This window comes from Papillibacter cinnamivorans DSM 12816, assembly GCF_900176335.1.
GTDB lineage: Bacteria > Bacillota > Clostridia > Oscillospirales > Oscillospiraceae > Papillibacter > Papillibacter cinnamivorans.
In genome coordinates this window covers 161,206-182,020 of sequence record NZ_FWXW01000005.1, presented here as the reverse complement: position 1 = coordinate 182,020, position 20,815 = coordinate 161,206, and the positions used below count along the sequence as shown (strand labels likewise).

Annotated in this window: 16 protein-coding genes and 1 riboswitch; of the genes, 8 read left to right on the top strand and 8 right to left on the bottom strand. The window is 57.8% G+C overall.

Annotated elements, in window-relative coordinates; all coding sequences use genetic code 11:
- Window positions 1-99: 99 nt before the first annotated feature.
- Together B9A13_RS09250 and B9A13_RS09245 are read left to right on the top strand one after the other, a co-directional pair.
- On the top strand, window positions 100-894 hold the full coding sequence (locus B9A13_RS09250; RefSeq protein ID WP_242942828.1) for a tRNA 2-thiocytidine biosynthesis TtcA family protein: 795 nt from the start codon (window positions 100-102) through the stop codon (window positions 892-894).
- Window positions 895-1,048: 154 nt separating this feature from the next.
- On the top strand, window positions 1,049-1,924 hold the full coding sequence (locus B9A13_RS09245; protein ID WP_084234861.1) for an amidohydrolase family protein: 876 nt from the start codon (window positions 1,049-1,051) through the stop codon (window positions 1,922-1,924).
- A gap of 192 nt (window positions 1,925-2,116) precedes the next feature.
- On the opposite strand, the gene B9A13_RS09240 is transcribed toward B9A13_RS09245, so the two are convergent.
- The 4 genes from B9A13_RS09240 to B9A13_RS09225 form a co-directional block, all read right to left on the bottom strand.
- On the bottom strand, window positions 2,117-2,386 hold the full coding sequence (locus B9A13_RS09240; protein WP_084234860.1) for a pro-sigmaK processing inhibitor BofA family protein: 270 nt from the start codon (window positions 2,384-2,386) through the stop codon (window positions 2,117-2,119).
- A gap of 83 nt (window positions 2,387-2,469) precedes the next feature.
- Complete coding sequence (locus B9A13_RS09235; protein WP_084234859.1) at window positions 2,470-2,754, bottom strand: DUF2508 family protein; 285 nt, start codon at window positions 2,752-2,754, stop codon at window positions 2,470-2,472.
- 172 nt (window positions 2,755-2,926) lie between these two features.
- Complete coding sequence (locus B9A13_RS09230; protein ID WP_084234858.1) at window positions 2,927-4,321, bottom strand: DUF4179 domain-containing protein; 1,395 nt, start codon at window positions 4,319-4,321, stop codon at window positions 2,927-2,929.
- Window positions 4,322-4,324: 3 nt separating this feature from the next.
- Window positions 4,325-4,789 carry a sigma-70 family RNA polymerase sigma factor gene (locus B9A13_RS09225; RefSeq protein ID WP_084234857.1) on the bottom strand — a complete coding sequence of 155 codons (465 nt, stop codon included), beginning with the start codon at window positions 4,787-4,789 and terminating at the stop codon, window positions 4,325-4,327.
- Between the two features lie 784 nt (window positions 4,790-5,573).
- Between B9A13_RS09225 and B9A13_RS09220 the strand changes: the two genes are divergently transcribed.
- The 6 genes from B9A13_RS09220 (at window position 5,574) to B9A13_RS09195 (ending at window position 15,951) form a co-directional block, all read left to right on the top strand.
- On the top strand, window positions 5,574-7,556 hold the full coding sequence (locus B9A13_RS09220; protein WP_084234970.1) for a DNA gyrase/topoisomerase IV subunit B: 1,983 nt from the start codon (window positions 5,574-5,576) through the stop codon (window positions 7,554-7,556).
- Window positions 7,557-7,589: 33 nt separating this feature from the next.
- Window positions 7,590-9,830, top strand: coding sequence for a DNA gyrase/topoisomerase IV subunit A (locus B9A13_RS09215; protein ID WP_084234856.1), 2,241 nt, complete (start codon window positions 7,590-7,592; stop codon window positions 9,828-9,830).
- Window positions 9,827-10,789 carry a YitT family protein gene (locus tag B9A13_RS09210; RefSeq protein ID WP_242942827.1) on the top strand — a complete coding sequence of 321 codons (963 nt, stop codon included), beginning with the start codon at window positions 9,827-9,829 and terminating at the stop codon, window positions 10,787-10,789. The genes B9A13_RS09215 and B9A13_RS09210 overlap by 4 nt, the downstream gene beginning before the upstream one ends.
- A gap of 41 nt (window positions 10,790-10,830) precedes the next feature.
- On the top strand, window positions 10,831-11,427 hold the full coding sequence (locus B9A13_RS09205; protein ID WP_084234855.1) for a lactate utilization protein: 597 nt from the start codon (window positions 10,831-10,833) through the stop codon (window positions 11,425-11,427).
- 89 nt (window positions 11,428-11,516) lie between these two features.
- Window positions 11,517-12,641 carry a transglutaminase domain-containing protein gene (locus tag B9A13_RS09200; RefSeq protein WP_084234854.1) on the top strand — a complete coding sequence of 375 codons (1,125 nt, stop codon included), beginning with the start codon at window positions 11,517-11,519 and terminating at the stop codon, window positions 12,639-12,641.
- Window positions 12,642-12,861: 220 nt separating this feature from the next.
- Window positions 12,862-12,962, top strand: a riboswitch (cyclic di-GMP riboswitch).
- A 103-nt stretch (window positions 12,963-13,065) separates the two neighbouring features.
- On the top strand, window positions 13,066-15,951 hold the full coding sequence (locus B9A13_RS09195; RefSeq protein ID WP_084234853.1) for an LPXTG cell wall anchor domain-containing protein: 2,886 nt from the start codon (window positions 13,066-13,068) through the stop codon (window positions 15,949-15,951).
- Window positions 15,952-16,063: 112 nt separating this feature from the next.
- On the opposite strand, the gene B9A13_RS09190 is transcribed toward B9A13_RS09195, so the two are convergent.
- From B9A13_RS09190 to thyA, 4 genes are all read right to left on the bottom strand, one after another.
- Complete coding sequence (locus B9A13_RS09190; protein WP_084234852.1) at window positions 16,064-16,996, bottom strand: AEC family transporter; 933 nt, start codon at window positions 16,994-16,996, stop codon at window positions 16,064-16,066.
- A gap of 115 nt (window positions 16,997-17,111) precedes the next feature.
- Window positions 17,112-19,169, bottom strand: coding sequence for an ATP-dependent DNA helicase RecG (gene recG / locus B9A13_RS09185; RefSeq protein ID WP_084234851.1), 2,058 nt, complete (start codon window positions 19,167-19,169; stop codon window positions 17,112-17,114).
- A gap of 52 nt (window positions 19,170-19,221) precedes the next feature.
- Window positions 19,222-19,713: a dihydrofolate reductase gene (locus B9A13_RS09180; protein ID WP_084234850.1), complete on the bottom strand. Its 492-nt coding sequence runs from the start codon at window positions 19,711-19,713 to the stop codon at window positions 19,222-19,224.
- A gap of 10 nt (window positions 19,714-19,723) precedes the next feature.
- Window positions 19,724-20,554: a thymidylate synthase gene (gene thyA / locus B9A13_RS09175; protein ID WP_084234849.1), complete on the bottom strand. Its 831-nt coding sequence runs from the start codon at window positions 20,552-20,554 to the stop codon at window positions 19,724-19,726.
- Window positions 20,555-20,815: the final 261 nt, after the last annotated feature.

Genomic DNA, 20,815 nt, shown 5'->3' with positions numbered 1-20,815 from the left:
CCGGGAAACTCCGGTTTTCTCTGTTTATCTCTCGGATACTCCCTGTTGTTGCATATGGAATTCAATTTTTCGCGTTTGCCTTGTAAAGGAGGACTTGACGTGCAGTATCTCATGGGGCTGGTGCGCCGCTGTATCGAAGACTATGATATGATCTCCCCGGGAGACCGAATCGCCGTGGGCCTTTCCGGGGGAAAGGACTCCATATCCCTTCTGTGCGCCCTGACGGGTCTTCGCAAATACTATCCGGTCCCCTATGAGCTGGAGGCGATTACCCTGGACATGGGAGTGCCGGGTATGGACTTTTCCGGCGTCCGGGAGCTTTGCTCCCGACTTGAGGTGCCGTACACCCTGATACCCACCCGGATGTATCAGGTCATATTCGAGGAGCGGAAGGAGACCAATCCCTGTTCCCTCTGCGCCAAAATGCGCCGGGGGGCTTTGAATACGGCCGCTCTGGCCAGAGGCTGCAAAAAGGTCGCCCTGGCCCACAACCACAACGACGCCGTGGAGACCTTCCTTCTGTCGCTCCTTTTCGAAGGGCGGATCTCCTGTTTTCAGCCCGTGACATATTTGGACCGCACCGGCGTCACCCAGATCCGGCCCATGCTCTACGCGGGGGAGGGGACCGCCCTCTCCCTTACACGGCGCTATGGCCTCCCCGTGGTGCACAATGCCTGCCCGGCAAACGGGGACACCAAGCGCCAGGAAGTGAAGGAGCTCACCGCCCGGCTGGAAAAAGAATATCCCGGCCTCAAGGAAAAAATCTTCCGGGCCATGCAGCGCCTCCCTCTGGATCATTGGGAACCTAAAGAATCCCGCCGCCGTCCCCTTCCGGAAGAGCCGGAAGGAAGGAGGCGGGGAGACTTTTTCCGGTTTCAGGACGGACGCAGCTGATTGCGCCAGAAGGGTTCTCGGACGCTGGTGAAAGCGCGCTCCGCGGCTCCGGGCGAGCCCAGCGAAAGCCGGAATAATTTGTTTGGAATGGAGATATATGATATAATATACCCAAATCACCCAGGAAGAACAAAATACGGTGAGGAGGTATCTTATGGTCATCGATTGTCATTATCACTATTATCCGGACGAGTTTGATTTGATGAGAAAACGGGCGGAAATGAAACGGGAGGGCATCGATAAAATCGCCCTGATGGGACAGATCAATCCGTTCTTCTCGGCGGAACTGGGGGAAGAGGTCCTGGCCCAGCTCCAGGCGGCGCTGGGTCATAAGGAATACGAGCCCATGCTCAAGGGGGTGATCGCCGATTTTACCGAAAAGGGAATCCGCATGGGAGGCGTGGAATATCCGATTTTCTTCGAACCTGACAACGAGGGAGTGTTCGCCGCCTGTGACAAAGCCCCCGATCTGCTCTATGGCTGGGTTCTGGTCTGCCCGAAAGGAAAGATAAATCCGGTGGAAGAGCTGAAACGGTGGGAAAAGCACCCCGCTTTTATCGGAGTCAAAGCCCATCCCTTCTACCATCATTACGCCGTGGAGGCGCTGGAGCCGGTGGCCCGGCGGCTGCAAGAGCTGAAAAAGCCCATGATCCTCCATCTGGCATACGATCAGTTTGAAAACATCCGGAAAATAGCCCTGGCTCATCCCGATATGCCGGTGATTTTGGCCCACGCCGCCTTCCCGGATTTCTTCAACTGCTGGGAGAGTCTTGCCAAGGTCCCCAATATGTACGTCGACCTGTCCTCCGACGCCTATCTGGGAGAGGCGATGACCGTCAGCGTAGTGAAAGCCCTGGGCCCCGACAAATGCATGTTCGGTACCGACGGACCTTTCGGAATCCATCGCCCCGACGGCACCTTCGACATCGGCTTCATCAAACGCCGCCTGGAGCGCCTGTTTCCCGACAAAGAGGTGCAGCAAAAGCTCCTGGGCGGGACCTTCGCCCGGCTCATCGGAGTAAAGGCTTAGTTTTTATACATAGATCTCATGGAAAGCGCCGCGGCGGGATTGTCCCGCCGCGGCGCTGATGATATCTGCCGGAATCTCAGGCTCTATGACTTAGCGCAGGACAATTCAAAGCCAAAAGGACGGCGCGTTCATCGCGCCATCCTTTAAAGGCGGACGGAGCCCGCCTGGTTTTCCTAATTGGCCAGATTGGATTTATGTAAGCAGAATCCACCGCACCAGCAGCAGCAGCGCGAAGCCAGGGAGCCCCAGCACCCCGATCACCACGGCGTTGAACAGGTTGACCCCCAGGGCGATACCGGTGAAGGGCGCGGCAAGATTCAGAAGGATAAGGCCCGCAAAACCCAGGATGGTGTTCAATATGATCTTGGCCGCGATCCGAAGCGGCGTCCGGAAGAGGCGGACCACCCCGACGACCGCCAGCACGACAAAGAGAAACAGCAGCGCTTTCTGAAGGATCTCCATTTTCACGAAACCTCGCTTTGGGGCTCCGGCCCCGCCGGAGCCCGGTTGATATGACGGGGTGGTAAGGCGGCGGCCTCAGGTTTCTAATCTTCTTCCCGGGGCCGGCCCCAGCTTCCCAGAAGCTCCGGGGCGGCGCCGCCGCACTCCTTGATCCGGCGCAGGAGATAGGCGTACCGGGCCTGCAGGGAATTGATCTCGTAGACGCACGCTTCGATGAGCTCCGGGTCCTTTGCGGTGTTGAATTCCAGGTAAGCCTGGCGGATGAGCCTCTGAGTGTCCTTCAGCGACAGGAGCAGCTCCCGGCGCTCCGTCTCTTCTTCCGTTTCCTGGCGTTTCCGAAAAGGAAAGACCTTGGCTGTATCCGACATGGGCGATTCCCCCTCTGTTCATGTATATCAAAATTTTGGACAAATATTCCAGAGCTTATTCATTTCCGGAGCAAAAACCTCCCGTAGCCTCCTGCGGATTTCTAAAAATAAGAGGCGTCCCCAGGTGCCGACGGCACGCAGGGACGCCTCTAAAGTCGCTTGTTCTGCTGCGTTACTTCACTTGGATTTCCACGGGCGTTTCCAGATGGACCGTCCGCGAGAAGCACGGCGAGAGGAAGACGGTATCGTAAGGGTAGTCTTTCAGCGCAAACCGGACCAGAAATCCGCCCGGCGCTTCCACATGCCTTTCGGTCGCCTCGTCATAGTAGCCGCCGGTCTCCGTCGACCAGCTGTCGTATTCGTATTTGCTGCCCGCCTCGTCGTAATACGTGGTTCCGAACAGCTGGTACGAAGCGTTTTCCGTGCGCTCGACGCCGGCGAACATCAGCTGCCAGCCGTCGCCGCCGCGCACGGCCTGTATCAGCTCCACGCCCTCGGGCAGCGTCTCGGCCGTCCCGCCGGCCAGATCGATCTTTACGCGCTCCATGTCTTTGTCCAGCCAGACAGCGTCCGTGATATACAGCGTCAGATGCCGGCTGCCTGAGAAAAAAGAGCTTTCCAGGCGGTGGGACGCCATGAAAGGGGAATCGACGGAACCCGTGGCGGTAATCCCGTTGGTGATGGCCTCGAATTTCTCGCCCTTTTCGTTTTCCAGGTAAAACGTGAGGGATTGAAGCCATGCCGTATTGTCCTTGCTGTCGGCGAGATTCAGGCGGATATGGGTGGGATAGATTTCGACGGTGGTCGCCGTGAGCTGCTGCCCGTTCAGCTCGAAGATCTGATTCAGGGTTATGACCTCGCCCTTCCCCGTGTAAGTCGGGTCGAAGGTAAGGGGGAAGGCAAAGGTGGAGATCGGTTCGGGTTCTGCGTATGCTTCCGTATTGCCGGGATCATCCGGTACGGGGACGGCGGTAACATCGCTTCCGTTATCGTGCACCCTGCAGGTAAGCAGCAGGCTGCCCGGCATATCTCCGTCGGTAAAATCCACTGTGATGCGGCGAAGATCGCCGTTTTCGCTGCCGAAGCTGCCGCTTATGATACTGTAGCCTTCCATGGGCGTGCCGTCGGGACTTTCGATGTCGGGGGCTGCGTCCATATGGGAGTAAATCTGAGACTGGAGGGAATAGAAGATGTTCAGCTGCTTTTGATCGACGATCACGTACTCGACCCGCATGGTGATGCCGTTTTCACTCTGCTCGAACCCCATGGGCTGCACGTACTCGTTTTCCACAGCCGCTTTGAGGGAGGGCGAAAACGCCACGGCGGCGGCGAGCTCGCGCAGCAGGGGGATCTGACCGCAGGCCATCGCGAAGGTCGTGGATACGTTTACGATCGTTATAAACGCAATGAGAAAGGCCGCGATGCTGCTTACGGGTATCGTAAAAAAACGGCGTATCCGATTGGTTCTTTTTACCCTTGCCTTTGCCCGCGTGATGGTGTGCTCAAGGGCGGGCGGAGCGGTATCAAGCTCTTTGAGAAGGTTCCAATATTCCTCTTTTCTGTTCACAGGCTATTCCTCCTCCGAAAGTTCCAGTTTCAGCAGGCGGAGCGCGCGCCGCTGCCTGGTGGCTGCCGTTCCCTGCGGTATTTCAAGGCACTGCGCCGTTTCGGCGAGGGTGCAGCCTGAAAAATACCGGAGGATGACGACCTCCTTCAGCTCCTGCGGCAGACTAAGAATCGCCGTTTTCAGCGGCAGAGCGTCAAACGCTTCCGCCGGCGTTTCGGCAAGCGCTTCCAGGGGCTGTTCCCGTTTCCTGTGCCGCAGCTCTTTTTTGCATTCGTTGATCAAAATCCGCGTCATCCACGTTTCGAAATACTCCGGCCGGTGCAGCTGCTTCAAAGCACGCAGTCCCCGGAAGACGGTTTCGTCCACAGCCTCCAGAGCCAGGCTTTCACTGCCCAGATATAAGACTGCCGTGCGGTAAAGACGAGTTTTCAGACCTTCCGTACGAGCGGTAAACTCGTTTATATCCATTCGCGCCGCTCCTTCCCGGTTTGAACCTGCAGGTTCATCTATTAGATTCCCCGGCGGGACTTTTTGATTTGCTTTATAAAAAATAATTATACAGTATCACCGAAAAATGAGGTATCTTATTTTGGCCGGCCTTCCGTTTAGATTCCGGCATGGCTGTGATAAACCGCTTCTTTCCGCGAAAGTCAGAAATTTCAAAGCATACCCGCCGAAAAGCCGAACATACTATGCTCGGACACAAAAAAAGGTCGAAACGGCCGGCCCCCCGAGAACTTTCAGGAGGTTGGCGCGGACCGGCTGGATCACGATTTTCTTTGTCGGAAGACGGAGAGAAGGATGGTCGTGTGTTCGATGTAATCCGTTCTCAAAGTGATTTGAAAAGGCGGATTCGATAAAAAAGGATCGCGGGAGTGTGTGGAGAAACCGGAATAGCGCGATATGCAGGCCCTTGCGGGTATGTCCTTCGGTTGGAGGATGACTGCGGCGCTCTCGGTATGGATTCCATCCTCCCGCGATTTCTTTTTGTCCGGAGCCCGGGAGCTTCGGTCCGGCCGGCATCACCCGAATCGGTCCTCTCCACCTTGACAGGAGAGAGGAAAATTGTGTATGATAAATACATACGGTGGCCGTAAAAGGCCTGGTGCACAATATTTAGATCAAATGGAAGCAAAAGCGGCTCGGAATCCGGCGGAATAGGAAGATGCCGGCCGTTTTATCGGATATACGCAGGAAATGCGCCCCCGGGAGAGGACAGGCCCGCGGGATGGGAAGGATGAAGATAGGCCGTATGAAAAAAGCCGGAAAAAGTTACGGAAACGAGAGCATCTCCTCTCTGAAGGGAGCCGACCGGGTGCGCAAACGCCCCGGGGTGATCTTCGGCTCCGATGGGTTGGAGGGCTGCGAGCACGCGGTCTTTGAGATCGTGTCCAACTCCATCGACGAGGCTCGGGAGGGGTACGGCAGCGTCATCAACGTCACCAGGTATTCGGACGGCTCCTTCGAGGTGGAGGATTTCGGCCGTGGCTGCCCGGTGGATTACAATCCCGCGGAGGAGAGGTACAACTGGGAGCTGGTTTTCTGCGAGCTATACGCCGGCGGAAAATACGACAATGAGGCGGGGGAGAGCTACGAATACTCTCTGGGCCTCAACGGCCTGGGTTCCTGCGCCACCCAGTATGCCTCGGAGTACATGGACGTAACCGTCTGGCGGGACGGATTCCAGTACAGGCTGCACTTTGAAAAGGGAGAAAACGTGGGAGGGCTTCAGAAGGAGCCCACAACCAGGAAGAAGACCGGCTCCCTCATCCGCTGGAAGCCGGACCGGGAGGTATTCACCGATATAGACGTGCCCCCGGAGTATTTTACGGATATGCTCCGCCGCCAGGCGGTGGTGAACGCCGGGGTGAGCTTCGTCTTCCGCAGCCAGGTGAATGGGAAGTTCGAGACCACGGAATTTAGATATGAAAACGGCATCGTGGATTACGTGAAGGAGCTGGCGGGGGAGACCGCGTTCACTCAGCCCTATTTCTGCCAGACCGAGCGCCGGGGCCGGGACCGGGAGGACAAGCCCGAATACAAGGTGAAGCTCTCGGCGGCCTTCTGCTTTTCCAATTCCATAAACTGCATCGAGTATTATCACAACTCCTCTTGGCTGGAGCACGGGGGAGCCCCGGAAAAAGCCGCCAGGAGCGGCTTTGTTTCCGCGGTGGACGCCCTTCTGCGCCAGGGCGGAAAATATCAGAAAAACGAGAGCAAAATCACCTTCGGCGACATTCAGGACTGCCTTATTCTGATCACCAACTGTTTTTCCACCCAGACCTCCTATGAAAATCAGACCAAGAAGGCCATCACGAACAAGTTCATTCAGGAGGCCATGACGGATTTTTTCCGCTCCCAGTTGGAGGTCTATTTCATAGAGAACCCCGCCGAGGCGGACAAGGTGGCCGAACAGGTGCTCATCAACAAAAGAAGCCGCGAAACGGCGGAGAAGGCCCGGCTGAATGTCAAGAAGAAGCTCTCCGGGGGCCTGGACATTGCCAACCGGGTGGAAAAATTCGTGGACTGCCGCACCCGGGACGTAAACCGCCGGGAGCTCTACGTGGTGGAGGGAGATTCCGCCCTGGGGGCCTGCAAATTAAGCCGGGACGCGGAATTTCAGGGCATCATGCCCGTCCGTGGCAAAATCCTCAACTGCCTGAAGGCCGACTATGGCAAGATCTTCAAAAGCGAGATCATCACCGACCTCATCAAGGTCCTGGGCTGCGGCGTGGAGGTCCCGGGGAAGCACGGGAAGGAGCTTTCCTCCTTCGATTTGGGGAGCTTGCGCTGGAACAAGATCATCATCTGCACCGACGCCGACGTGGACGGCTTCCAGATCCGCACCCTGATTCTCACCATGCTGTTCCGTCTGGCCCCGGCTCTCATCCGGGAGGGGTACGTATACATCGCCGAGTCGCCCCTCTTTGAGATAACGGCGAAGGACAGGACCTATTTTGCCTACACCGACCGGGAGAAGACGGATATTCTCCAGAAGCTGGGGAACGCGAAGTACACCGTCTCCCGTTCCAAGGGGCTGGGGGAAAATGAGCCGGAAATGATGTGGATGACCACCATGAATCCCGAAAGCCGCAGGCTCATCAAGGTGATGCCCGCCGGGACGGAGGCAACCGCCCGGTATTTCGACCTTCTTTTGGGGGACAATCTCGCGGGGCGCAAGGAGCATATCGCCGAAAACGGCTATAAATACCTGGAGCTGGCGGACATCTCCTGATGTACTCAGATTCAATTTGCGAGGATGGATGATATGGCGAAAAAGAAAAGCGATTCCCGGGCGGAGCCGAAGCGCTCCATGCCCGGCGTGGAAGGGCTTTCCGCCCGGGTGATGGAACAGCCCATCACCGAGACTCTGGAAGTCAATTACATGCCCTACGCCATGAGCGTCATCGTTTCCCGGGCCATCCCCGAGATTGACGGGCTCAAGCCCTCCCATCGGAAGCTCCTGTACACCATGTACAAGATGAACCTTCTGGGGGGAAACCGCACAAAATCGGCAAACGTGGTGGGCCAGACCATGAAATTAAACCCCCACGGGGACGCCGCCATCTATGAGACTATGGTACGCCTGTCCCGCGGATATGGGGCTCTGCTTCATCCCCTGGTGGATTCCAAGGGCAACTTCGGCAAGGTCTATTCCCGGGACATGGCCTATGCCGCTTCCCGGTACACCGAGGTCCGGCTGGACTCCATCTGCGGGGAATTTTTCCGCGATATCGACAAGGATACCGTGGACTTTGCCGACAACTACGACAACTCCATGAAGGAGCCGACCCTTCTGCCCACCGCTTTTCCCAATGTTCTGGTGAGCGCCAACCAGGGGATTGCCGTGGGCATGGCCAGCTCCATGTGCGGCTTCAGCCTGGGGGAGGTCTGCCAAACCGAGATCGAGTACCTCAGAAATCCGGAACACGATCTGTTCGCCACCCTCAAAGCGCCGGATTTTCCTACGGGCGGGGAGCTTTTATACGATCACGCAGCCCTGGCGGAGCTGTACCGCACCGGCCGGGGCTCCATCCGCCTCCGTTCCCGCTGGCGGTACCTGAAGACGGAAAATATGATCGAGATCTACGAGATTCCCTATTCCACCACGGTGGAGGCCGTGATGGACAAGGTCGCCGAGCTCATTAAACAGGGAAAGATCCGGGAGATCGCGGATATGCGGGATGAGACCGATTTAAGCGGGCTCAAGCTCACCGTCGACTTGAAGCGCGGAACCGACCCGGAAAAGCTCATGCAGAAGCTGATGCAGAAGACCCCCCTTATGGACAACGTCTCCTGCAATTTCAACATTCTCATCGCCGGGACGCCCCGGGTCATGGGAGTGAAGGAAATTCTCGAGGAATGGACCGCCTGGAGGATTGATTGTGTCCGCAGAAGAGTATACTATGAACTGGGAAAGAAGAAGGAAAAACTCCATCTGTTAAAGGGCCTGAAAAAGATCCTCCTGGACATCGACAGGGCGATCCAGATCATCCGCCAGACCGAGGAAGAGGCCGAGGTGGTGCCGAACCTGATGATCGGCTTCGGTATCGACGAGGTCCAGGCGGAGTATGTGGCCGAGATCAAACTGCGCAATATCAACCGGGAGTACATCCTCAAACGGGTGGAGGAGACCGCCGCCCTGGAGGGCGAAATCGCCGAGCTGGAGGATATCCTTGAAAAACCCCAGCGGGTGAAAAAGATCATTGTGGACGAGCTCCAGAACGTAATGAAAAAATACGCCGTACCCCGCAGAACGGAGATCGTATACGATCACGAGCCCGCGGCGGCCGCGGAGGAGGAGACGCCCGACTATCCCGTTCACCTTTTCCTGTCCCGGGAAGGGTACTTCAAAAAAATCACCCCCCTGTCCCTCCGGATGAGCGGGGAACAGAAATACAAGCAGGACGACGGCCCCCGCCTCTCCTACGAGTGCACCAACCGGGAGGAGATCCTGGTCTTCACCGACCGGCAGCAGGTTTACAAGGCGCGGCTGAACGAGTTTGAAGATTCCAAGGCCTCCGTTTTGGGAGATTACCTGCCCTCCAAGCTGGGAATGGACGAGGGGGAGAGCGTGGCCTTCCTCTGCCCGTCCGGGGACTATTCGGGAAGCCTTCTTTTCTTCTTCAAAAACGGGAAGGCGGCAAGGATCGCCCTTGCGGAATACAGGACCGTCTCCAACCGCCGAAGGCTCACCGGGGCCTATTCCGACAAGAGCCCCTTGGTATGCATTCTGAAGCTTGCGGAGGACACGGAGCTGGCGGTGTATTCCACCGAACCGAGAGCTCTCATTTTCAGCACCGCCGCCCTGGCTCCCAAGACCACCCGTACCACCCTGGGGGTGGGCGTTATGACCCTGAAACCCAAGTATTCGCTGGACAAGGTGCTTCCGGCGGAGTCTTCCGGTATCGTGAACATTGCCCGCTACCGGGTCCGCAGCCTTCCCGCCGCGGGCGCTCTGCTGAAGGAGCAGGACAGCGGGGACAAACAGTTGGATCTCTTTGAATGAGTCCGGCGGTCCTTTGCGCCGCCGGTATAGATGATGGGAGCCCGGGTTTTCCGGAGCGCCCGGCGGAGGAAGGAACCGAGGGATACGTCATGAAACGCCTCAATAACCCGCGAAAACTGGCGGTAACGGCGGTTTGGCTCATTGCCGCGTCGGCGCTCTACGCCGTGGCCTTCGACTGGTTTTTTGTGCCCAACGGCATCGCCTATGGCGGCGTGACCGGTATTTCCATGATTGTCAACGCTCTGCTGGGTGTTCCGCCCGTGGGCGTATTAATCATTATTCTCAATATCCCCCTGTTTATCGTGAGCTGGCGAATCATCGGCGGAAGGTTTCTCATAAGCTCTCTGTTCACCATGGCCCTCAGCTCCGTCCTCATTGACCTCATCGCTTCCGCATATACCTTCCAGCCCATGGAACCGCTTCTTGCGTCCATATACGGCGGCGTTTTTCTGGGCCTGTCTTTGGGAGTAATCTTTGCAAACGGGGCAACCACCGGAGGCAGCGACATCGTCGCCCGGCTGCTGCGGCTGAAATTTGCCTATCTTCCCATGGGGCGGCTGATGCTTATCCTGGACATCGTGGTCATTACGGCGGCTGCCCTGGTCTTTCAGAAGGTGAACAGCGCCCTTTACGGAATCATCGCCCTGTACATCAGCTCCATGGTGCTGGACACGGTGCTCTACGGCATGGACTACGCCAAGGTGGCCTATATCATCAGCGATAAGTCCGAGGCGCTCTCCGCCGCAATCCGGGATGACCTGGACCGGGGGGCCACGATTCTCTACGGCAAGGGAACCTATACCGGCGCCAGCAAAAATGTGATTCTCTGCGCCTTCAAGCGCAGACAGATCGTGGACCTGAAAAATCTCATCAAATCCATCGACCCGGACGCCTTCATGATCGTGTGCGAGGCCCACGAGGTGCTCGGCTCGGGGTTCGGCAGTTATGACAAGATGTAGCGTGCGGCTTGACACCGCCCGCGCGGGGAAAGGAGTAAAACATGGATCTGGAAAAATTACAGAAGAACCTGACGAAAAACGGATTCTCCTATCGGGAATTCAGCAGTGCGGCGGAGGCTATGGATTATCTGGACAAGGCCATAGACGGGACCGACGTGGGCATCGGCGGCTCCGTCACCATCCGGGACATGGGCCTTTACGACAGGCTGGTGACCCACAACAAGGTGTATTGGCACTGGAAACAGCCCAATTTTGCAGTTCCTCCCGAGGCGCAGGTTTCGGAGGTCTTTCTCACCTCGGCCAACGCCATAGCCGAGACCGGGGAGATCGTGAACATCGACGGGGCGGGCAACCGGATTGCCTCCATGCTCTATGGACATAAGCGGATTTTCTTCATCGTGGGGATGAATAAGATCACCCCGGATTACGACAGCGCCGTCTGGCGGGCAAAAAACGTTGCCGCTCCTCTCAACGCCCGGCGGCTGAATACGGGAACGCCCTGCACCGTCAAGGCAGACAAATGCTACGACTGCCAGAGCTCCGGCAGGATCTGCAACGGGATGTCGGTTTTATGGAAGAGGATGAGCAAAACCCAGCTTATGGAGGTCGTGCTTATCCGGGAAAACCTGGGCTTCTGATTCCGAAAGGGACTCACAGTTTTCCAAAAATAAGGTACATACGAAACGGCGCGGAGGGCGGGCGCTTTCCGCGGGAAAGGGGGAAACAGGTGAAAAAGCGGGTCTTTTGCCTGGTTTTGCTCCTTGCCGTTCCCCTTTCCGGATGCTCGCTGCTGGACCGGAACACCTTGTCCGTGGAGCCTCATGCCGAGCAGTATGTGGAGGAGTCCTCCGTTCTCCGGGCCGGCAATTATCAGGAGCTGGTCAACGCCATATTATATCTGGTTTCGGAGGCCTCCGAAGAGGGGAAGATCCGGCTGTACGACTACCAGGGGGATGTGGACGCGGATGTTGCGGCCGCCTGCCTGGAGGTCACCCGGGACGATCCCCTGGGGGCCTATGCCGTGGATTATATGACCAGCGAGTATGACCGGATCATGTCCTATTACGAGGTCTCCGTGAAAATCAGCTACCGGCGGGACGCCCAGCAGATCCGCGCGGTAAAGAATGCCACGGGCAGCAGCGCCATCCGGGAGGAGATCCAGACTGTCCTTCTTAAATTCGGCCCTGAGCTGGCCCTGCGCATTACCTATTTTACCGAGGACGAGTCTTACATTCAGGCCCTGGTGAAAAGCGCGTATTACGATTCCCCCCAGGCGGCCTTCGGCATGCCGGAAGTCACCGTGAGTCTGTATCCCGACAGCGGAACCCAGCGGGTGGTGGAGATCCGGCTGACCTATCCCCTGGATGCGGACGTGCTGGAAAAGATGAAGGAACAGACAGCGGCGGAGGCCTGGGAAATGGTATCGCGGCTTTCCCCCATGACGGATGAGAAGAAGGTCGGCGACCTCTATGACATCCTGATTGCCGCGACGGAATACGATACCGGGACGGAAAAGGCTTCCGCCCAGCCCGGTTTCGTCAAGAACAACGCCTATAACGCTTACGGCGCACTGGTGGAGGGGAAGGCCCTTTCCGAGGGTTATGCCCTGGCTTTCCGGCTTTTGTGCTCCGCCGCGGGGATCGATTGTCAGGTGGTGCAGGGGACGGTCAAGGGAGCAGAGCACTTCTGGAACATCGTGGAGCTGGACGGGCGGTATTATCATGTGGACACAGCCATGGGGGACCTGCAGGGGAGCGAATGGTTCCTGATGCGGTCCGACGATGAGATGGAAAACAGCTACAAGTGGGACAGGGAGCAGTACCCCGCCTGCGTATCCTCTCCGGTGGAATAAACAGAATAAGCAGAGGTGTCCGGCTCCTTCAGGGACCGGACGCCTTGCTATTTCAGGGAAAATTAAAGAAGAGAGTAGACAGGATTCGGGATGTATGATATTATAATTGTACAATACATCTAAAAATATCCACAAAATACATAAATAATTGGTGAAAATGTAATAATCAGCCGAATTTTGGTATTGTCCACAAAACCGGGAAAATAACCCAATGGGATTACATACGAATAGGCAAACCTGCCGAAAGGCAGGGACGCAAAGCTTAGGAGTCTGATTCATACTGCGGTCAATCCGCAGGTGAAAGACAGTCCGGCCGCATGAAAGCGTGAGCATTCTCTCACGATTTTATGCGGTTTTTTGTTTCAAAAAGGATAAGAAATTGGAAACCAAGGACATTGGACGTTATCATTAGGAGGGGAGACATATGAAAAAGAAACTGAAATCGTATCTGGCGCTGCTCCTGACGGCACTTATGCTGTCCGCGTATCTGGGAGGGGTGGCCACCGCAGTAGTTGCTCCGTATACTTCCGCAGGCACCGGTGTCGGCGATCCTTCAACAGGAACGCATTCTTTGGAATTTGCGAATATCGTATTATTCAAGCAGGCGACGAGAGCTTTCGTTTGGGTGTCCGGCGCGATTACGGACTCGGACGCAACCATAAAAGCAAGGATCCGCGCGTCCGACGACAGCGTTAAAAACTATCTTGATGGTGAGATATTCATTATCAGAGCGGACTCATTCAGCGGTGCAACGTATATGCCGGGCGATTCCCAGTACGAGTTTACGGTGACGATCAACCAGACGCCCACGACGGAATTTCCAAAAGGCAGCTATACGATCGGCGGTAAAGACGTGAGTCATGTCGGGCTGTATATGCCGATGGTACCCACAGGTTCACTGACGGTGACCAAAACGGTGAACGCCAGCGAGGGGACGACGGTTCCCGCCGGCGGCTATCGGATCACGGTGACCTTCACCGGGACCGTCACGGGCATTACCAACGACCAAAGCTTTTCTGAAACGAGCCCCGGCTCCGGTGTATATGAATTTTACCTGGCCGGCGGCACGTCGGTGAAATTCTCCAGCATTCCGCTGGGTACCATGTATACGGTGGACGAATCGGTGACAGGCACCGGCTGGAGCAAGGTGAGCATTGCTGACAACAGCACCGTCAATGCGGGAACCGTCACGGCGCTGAACCTGAGTCCGACGGTGACGGTGACCAACGCTTATACGGTGGTTCCGCCCCCCACCCCCGGTACGCTGACGGTGACGAAAACGGTGAACGCCAGCGAGGGGACAACGGTTCCCGCCGGCGGCTATCAGATCACGGTGACCTTCCCCGGGACTGTCACGGGCATTACCAACGATAAGGGCTTTACCGAAACAACCACCGGCTCGGGCGTATATGAGTTCTATCTGGCGGGCGGCGCATCGGTGATCTTCTCCAATATCCCGCAGGGTACCGCATACAAAGTGGAGGAGTCCGTAACAGACGCCGGCTGGAGCATGACGGGTATTTCAAGCAACAGCAGCGGCAGCATAACGGCAGAGAACCTGAACCCGGTGGTGACGATAACCAACTTATACGATCCGCAGCAGCCGTCCAAAGGTACGCTGACGGTGACCAAGGCGGTGAACACAAGCGAAACGACGGTTCCCGCCGGCGGTTATCTGATCACGGTGACCTTCCCCGAAACGGTGGAGGGCATCACCAACAATAAGGGCCTGACCGTTAAAACCGTCGATTCTGTGGCCATGCCGGGCGTATATGAATTTTATCTGGCGAAGGATGAGTCGGTGACCTTCTCCAACATCCCGCAGGGCACCACATATACGGTAGAGGAATCCGTGACGGGCACCGGATGGAGTAAGGTCAGCATCATTGACAACAGTACTTCGCACACGGGAAGCATCGCGGCGGACAACCTGAATCCGACGGTGACGGTGACGAACGCCTATACGGTGGTTCCGCCTCCTCCTGTCTATGGATTGACGGTAAACAAGGTGGTAAACACCAATGCGGCAACGGTTCCCGCCGGCGGCTATCTGATCAAGGTGACCTTCACAGGAACGGGCCTGAAGGATATTACCAATGACAAGAGCTTTACCGAAACCGCAGAGGGATCTGGCGTATATGAATTCTACCTGGCGGGCGGCGCGTCCGTGATCTTCTCCAATATCCCGGCGGACACTGCATATGTGGTTTCGGAATCCGTGACGGGCGCAGGGTGGGGCACACCCGCTTTTTCCAGCAACTATCAGGGAGCGGTGACAGCAATCACGCAGCACCCCGTTGTTGTGGTGACCAATACCTATACGGTAATCCCGCCCACCCCCGGCACGCTGACCGTCAGCAAGACGGTGGCGGGGACCACGTCCCTGTGGAACGGCAGCCCGTTCGTGTTCAGAGTGACCTTTGATAAGGGCATGAATACGGACTACTCCTACGAATCCAACTCCAATGTCCTGAATCTCGGATATACCGACGACGCGGACGAATCGGGAGTGACCTTCACCTTTAGCCTGAGCAACGGTGAATGGATCGAGTTTTACAATATCCAGGCCGGCACCGCTTATACCGTGACGGAGACCAACGCTCAGGGAGCCGCCGGCACCTCCACCAGCGGCGATCCCACGTCCGGAACCTTCACGGCACTGCAGGGCGACGGCATCTACTACGTGGCGGACAAAACGGTTGCCTTTACCAACACCTATACGTCGAACCCGCCGCCTCCTCCCGGATATTATGATCTGACGGTTGCCAAGGCAATCGAAGGAACGGGTGCTTCTACGGCGGATACCTTCTCCTTCAGCGTAACCCTTGCCAATTACTACGGCGTGTCCTATGCCGTGAACGAGGGTACGCCGGTCGCCGTGACCTCCGGGACGACTTCCCTTACGCTGAGAGGCGGCGACGCGGTGGTCTTCCAGAACATTCTGGAAGGAACGGGCTTCTCCGCAACGGAGACGGATTCCAAGGATTATACCCTCAGCATTGCGGCGAGCGCGGGCGTGACTGTCGCGGGAGCGAACGCTTCGGGCTATATGAACGGAGACAAAGAGGTGACCTTCACCAACACGAAGGAGATTACGACACCGCCGCCCTCTTCTCCGCCTCCCGCTCCGTCTCCCAGCACCGGAGTCCTGGGCGCAACGGACGATAAAAGCGGCGTCGCCGGCGATACGGATACTCTGCCGAAGACCGACGGGATTTCCACAGCTTCAGCCCTGGCGATTCTCGGCATGATGATGACCGGAACCGGCGCCGTCCTGGGCTTCAAAAAGAAAAAGGAAAACGACGAATAACTGAAAACCGGATAAACTGTAAACTGCCCCTCCGAGTCTCCCGGAGGGGCAGTTTTATTATATGTATTCTCCATGATATCGAAACGGCAGAAATCCAGAATGGATACCGCGATTATAAAAGGCTTGCGAGATAAGCGAAGAGAGGTACCGTGATCACTGAAAACAGCGTGCTCACCGCGATGATCCCGGCGCTGCGGCCGCTGTTGAGCCGGAGCCGGGAGACCAGCAGGATGGTGAAGGCCGCCGAGGGGCAGGCCGCCGGCACGATGTGTGCGAAAATCACGTCCCCGGCGGCGGGGAAGAGGCCGGAAGCCCGCGTGAGAAACAGGATCAGCAGCATGGCGCCCGGTGCGATGAGAAGCCGCACCGCGGCGGCAAGAAGAACCGCAAAATCGGTAAACAGACTCTTCAGATCCACCTCTGCCAGAAAGATTCCGGTGATGATCATAGCCAGGGGCGTGTTGACATCGCCCATCATGGAAATCGTTTCGGTGACGACGCCCGGCAGGGGAATCTGGAGAAAGTAAATGGGAAGGCCGATGAGGACGGCCAGCATGCCCGGATTGAGGAAGACCTTCCGCACGTTCAGTTTTTCCCCCGTGAGATTGTGCCAGCCGTGGGTCCAGGAAAAGATGCCGGAAACGGCCACATAGGCAATGCCGTAAAAAACGCCGATGTCCCCCAAAGTGGCCTGGAGGATGGGGAAGGTCATGAAGCCGCAGTTGGAGTATATCGCTCCCATCCGCTCCACCCGGTAGTCCGGATCCTCCCGCTTTCGGATCAGCACCGTCGCCAGAATAATATTGAGAATGTGAAACACCAGGGCCAGCAGAAAGGCAAAGCCCAGGGCCTGAAGGTCCTCCCGGCGGAAGGGACGGATACAGGCGTCAATGAGCATGGCCGGCATGATGACGGTGATCAGCAGGTTGCTGAAGATCCGGGAGGCCTCCGCGGTGACGAGGTTCGTCTTCCGCACCGTGATGCCCACCCCGATGAGAAGAAAGATGATCAGCACCTGCTGGGCGACGGTAAGGATGGTTTGCATGGTATCAGTCCTTTGCAGTTTGTGCCGGAAGGCTCCTCCCCGATTTCCGCCAATGGCGAAACCGGCCGGACGGACCCGGCCGGTTGAATTTCAGTCGGTGATGGTCCCCAAATGATCAGTTAAATGCCCCGGAAGCCGGATCGAAGAGCCGTGCAATCTTCTCCCGGAGCGGCAGGTGCACCGGAAGAGACAAATCGGCGTCCTCCCGCAGGAGTGCCCCGGCCTCCCGCTGGGCTTCCCGGAGGGTTTCCATGTCGGTGGCGAAGTCCGCGATTTTCATCTCCGGCAGACCGTGCTGCCGGGAACCGAAAAAGTCTCCGGGTCCCCGCAGACGCAGGTCCTCCTCCGCGATGACAAAACCGTCCGAGGTCTTCTGCATGACGTTCAGCCGTTCCCGGGTCTCCGCGCTTTTGGAGGAGGAAAAGAGAATGCAGTAGGATTTGTGCTCGCCCCGGCCCACGCGGCCCCGCAGCTGATGCAGCTGGGACAGGCCGAAGCGCTCCGCGTTTTCCACGATCATCAGGGCCGCGTTGGGAACGTCCACTCCCACCTCGATCACCGTGGTGGATACAAGAATGTCGCTCTCTCCCGCGGCGAAGGCAGCCATGATCCTGTCTTTTTCTTTGTCCTTCATCCGCCCGTGGATATACGAGACCCGTAGCTCCGGGAAAATCTCCCGCTGGAGCCCTTCGGCGTATTCCGTCACCGCCCGGCGGTCGTCCGGCGGCGCGTCACCCTCCTCCACCAGGGGACAGACGATAAAGACCTGCCGGCCTTCGGAAACCAGGCGGCGGATGAATTTGTGGATCCTTGGACGCATCTCCTCGCCCACCGCGAAGGTGTCCACCCGCTGCCGTCCGGGAGGCAGCTCGTCGATCACAGACACGTCCAGCTCTCCGTACAGGATGAGGGCAAGGGTCCGGGGGATGGGAGTGGCGGACATGACCAGGACGTGAGGCCGGTTCCCCTTGGCGGCGATGGCCGCCCGCTGGGTTACGCCGAACCGGTGCTGCTCGTCGGTGATGACAAGCCCCAGCTTTGCATATTCCACCCCCTCGGAGATGAGGGCGTGAGTGCCCACGATGAGATCCGTTTCGCCGGAGGCCAGCTTATAGAGAACCTCCCGCCGCTCTTTGGCGGTGAGGGCGCCCGTGAGAAGCCCGGTGCGCAGCCCGCACTGCGCCATCAGAGGCGTGAGCGTCCTGCAGTGCTGCTCCGCCAGGATCTCCGTGGGCACCATAAGGGCGGACTGATAGCCGCTCTGAGCGGCAAACCAGGCGCAGGCCGCGGCGCACACGGTCTTTCCGGAGCCCACGTCCCCCTGAATCAGCCGGTTCATGGGAACCCCCGAGAGCATGTCCGAAACCGCGTCGTCCACCGCCCGCTTTTGGGCCCCGGTGGGGGAAAAGGGCAGCCGGCGGAAAAAATCCCCCGGGTCCGCGGGGTGAAGCCGGAGCCCGTCCTCCCTGCCCCGGCGCCCCCGCAGGAGTCCCAGGCCCAGGGAGAGAATAAAGAATTCCTCAAAGATGAGGCGGTGCCGGGCCGTTTTCAGAGCCTCGAAGGAGGGAGGGAAGTGGATGGTCTCATAGGCAAAGCGCGCGTGGGCGAGGCCGTGACGTTCCCGCAGAGCGTCGGGCAGGGGATCGGGCAGGATATCCCCGCAGGCTTCCAGCCCCCGGTCCACCGCCCGTGCGATGATGAGCGAGGAAAGCCCCGCCGTAAGCCGGTAAACCGGGACGATCCGCCCGGTGGAAAACCGGGGAGCTCCCTCCCGCTCGAAGACGGGATTCGCCATGCTCCGGTGGGAATTGCGGACCTCCGCCCGGCCGAAAAAGTAATAAGTTTCCCCCGGAAGGAGGGAATCCTTCACATAGTTCTGATTGAAGAAAGTGAGGTCCATGGCCCCCGAGGCGTCCGCGACGCGGGTCTTGGTAAGGTCCAGTCCCTTCCGGATCCGAGCTCTGCGAACGGGGGAGACGACCGTTGCCAAAACGCAGGCGGCTTCCCCGTCCGCAAGCTCCGCGACGGGGCGCACCGCAGTGCGGTCCTCGTAGTCCCGGGGAAAATAGGAGATGAGATCTTCCAGGGTGGAAACTCCGAGCTTTCCTAAAAGCTTGGCCCTGGCCTCGCCGATCCCCTTGATATAGCGGATGTCCTGCGTGAGCGGCGTCATGGGGCACCTCCCTGGCGAAAGGGTTTTAATACTGTAACAGGCCCTGGAAAAATCAGAGATTCGGGTTTACATACGTAATATACCGGTAGAAAAGCCCTCCGGATTCCATAAGGGGGGACTCCTCCTCCCGCCGCCAGCCCATTTGGTCCAGATCGGGAAAAAAGCGGTCCGCCGTTTCACCGGTCTCCGTCCGGGTGACGTAGATCCGGCGGCAGAAGGGGAGAAACTCCCGGTAGACCGACTCTCCGCCGATGACGAAGACCTCGTCCGGGTTTAGGCCGGAGACCGCCTTCAGGACCTCGTCCTTGTTCCGGCAGACGACAGCGTCCCCGGCGCGAAAGTCCGGGTCCCGGGATAAAACGATGTTCCGGCGGCCGGGAAGGGGCGCGCCGCCGGGAAAACCCGCCAAAGTGGCCCTGCCCAGGATCACCGTTTTGCCCAGGGTTATATGCCGGAAATGCTTTAAATCCTCCGGGATCCGCACCAGAAGGTCGTTTCCCCGGCCGATGCCCCAGGAGCAGCTGACGTTGACAATGGCGTTCATAGCCTTCCTCCTATATGGCGACCGGCACCTTTTCCTTCAGCGGGTGCCACCGATAATCATGGAGCGTGAAGCTCTCGGGGGTAAACGCATAGAAATCCGTGACGGCGGGGTCGATTTCCAGAACCGGCGCCGGTAGGGGCTCCCGGGTAATGAGCTCCTCCACGATGGGAACGTGCCGGTCGTAGATGTGAGCGTCTGCGATCACGTGGACCAGCTCTCCGGCCTCGAGGCCGCTCACCTGCGCCATCATGTGCATAAGTACGGAGTACTGGCATACGTTCCAGTTGTTGGCCGTGAGCATATCCTGGGACCGCTGGTTCAATATCGCGTTGAGGGTACCGCCGCTGACGTTGAAGGTCATGCTGTAGGCGCAGGGGTACAGGTGCATGTCCATAAGATCGTGGTGGTTGTACAGGTTGGTCATGATGCGGCGGCTGGCGGGGTTGTTCTTCAGATCATAGAGTACCCGGTCCACCTGGTCGAACAGGCCCTCCGCATACCGGTGCTCGACCCCCAGCTGATATCCGTAAGCCTTGCCGATGGAGCCTTCCCCGTCCGCCCAGGCATCCCAGATGTGGCTTTTCAGGTCTTTCACGTTATTGGATTTCTTCTGCCAGATCCACAGAAGCTCGTCCACCGCGTTGACAAACTGGGTCTTCCGCAGGGTGAGGATGGGAAATTCCTCCCGCAGATCATACCGGTTGATGATGCCGAAACGCTTCGCCGTGTGGGCGGGGGTTCCGTCCTCCCATCGGGGACGCACCGGCAGATCGGTATCCCAGACGCCTTTCGTCAGAATCTCCCTGCAGTTGTCGATAAAGATCCGGTCCGCCTTGCTCATGAGGTTCCCTCCGTCTGCTTCGTTTGGATTATCGTAACATAAAGCGGAAGGGGATACAAGAAAAAACCGGTAAAGCACATCCCGCAGTTGGAGCATCTTCTGATACCTTAAACTACCGTCTATTATAACGTCGAGCAGAGCGGGTTTTTAAAGACTCATTACGACCCGCAACCCAGGATACGGAGAGCCTCGATCGCGGGCTGAAAAAGAGGCCTCTTGCCACAGAGCTGTCCGTGCGTTCGAAACTGCCAATGGTCAATC

What these genes read in the sequence shown, in the direction of transcription:
- B9A13_RS09235 (WP_084234859.1), bottom strand. Translation starts at nt 2,754, where the DNA reads ATGTCGGATACAGCCAAGGTCTTTCCTTTTCGGAAACGCCAGGAAACG.
- B9A13_RS09205 (WP_084234855.1), top strand. Translation starts at nt 10,831, where the DNA reads ATGGATCTGGAAAAATTACAGAAGAACCTGACGAAAAACGGATTCTCC.
- B9A13_RS09180 (WP_084234850.1), bottom strand. Translation starts at nt 19,713, where the DNA reads ATGAACGCCATTGTCAACGTCAGCTGCTCCTGGGGCATCGGCCGGGGA.
- B9A13_RS09195 (WP_084234853.1), top strand. Translation starts at nt 13,066, where the DNA reads ATGAAAAAGAAACTGAAATCGTATCTGGCGCTGCTCCTGACGGCACTT.
- B9A13_RS09220 (WP_084234970.1), top strand. Translation starts at nt 5,574, where the DNA reads ATGAAAAAAGCCGGAAAAAGTTACGGAAACGAGAGCATCTCCTCTCTG.
- B9A13_RS09240 (WP_084234860.1), bottom strand. Translation starts at nt 2,386, where the DNA reads ATGGAGATCCTTCAGAAAGCGCTGCTGTTTCTCTTTGTCGTGCTGGCG.
- B9A13_RS09190 (WP_084234852.1), bottom strand. Translation starts at nt 16,996, where the DNA reads ATGCAAACCATCCTTACCGTCGCCCAGCAGGTGCTGATCATCTTTCTT.
- thyA (WP_084234849.1), bottom strand. Translation starts at nt 20,554, where the DNA reads ATGAGCAAGGCGGACCGGATCTTTATCGACAACTGCAGGGAGATTCTG.
- B9A13_RS09225 (WP_084234857.1), bottom strand. Translation starts at nt 4,789, where the DNA reads ATGGATATAAACGAGTTTACCGCTCGTACGGAAGGTCTGAAAACTCGT.
- B9A13_RS09245 (WP_084234861.1), top strand. Translation starts at nt 1,049, where the DNA reads ATGGTCATCGATTGTCATTATCACTATTATCCGGACGAGTTTGATTTG.
- B9A13_RS09215 (WP_084234856.1), top strand. Translation starts at nt 7,590, where the DNA reads ATGGCGAAAAAGAAAAGCGATTCCCGGGCGGAGCCGAAGCGCTCCATG.
- recG (WP_084234851.1), bottom strand. Translation starts at nt 19,169, where the DNA reads ATGACGCCGCTCACGCAGGACATCCGCTATATCAAGGGGATCGGCGAG.
- B9A13_RS09210 (WP_242942827.1), top strand. Translation starts at nt 9,827, where the DNA reads ATGAGTCCGGCGGTCCTTTGCGCCGCCGGTATAGATGATGGGAGCCCG.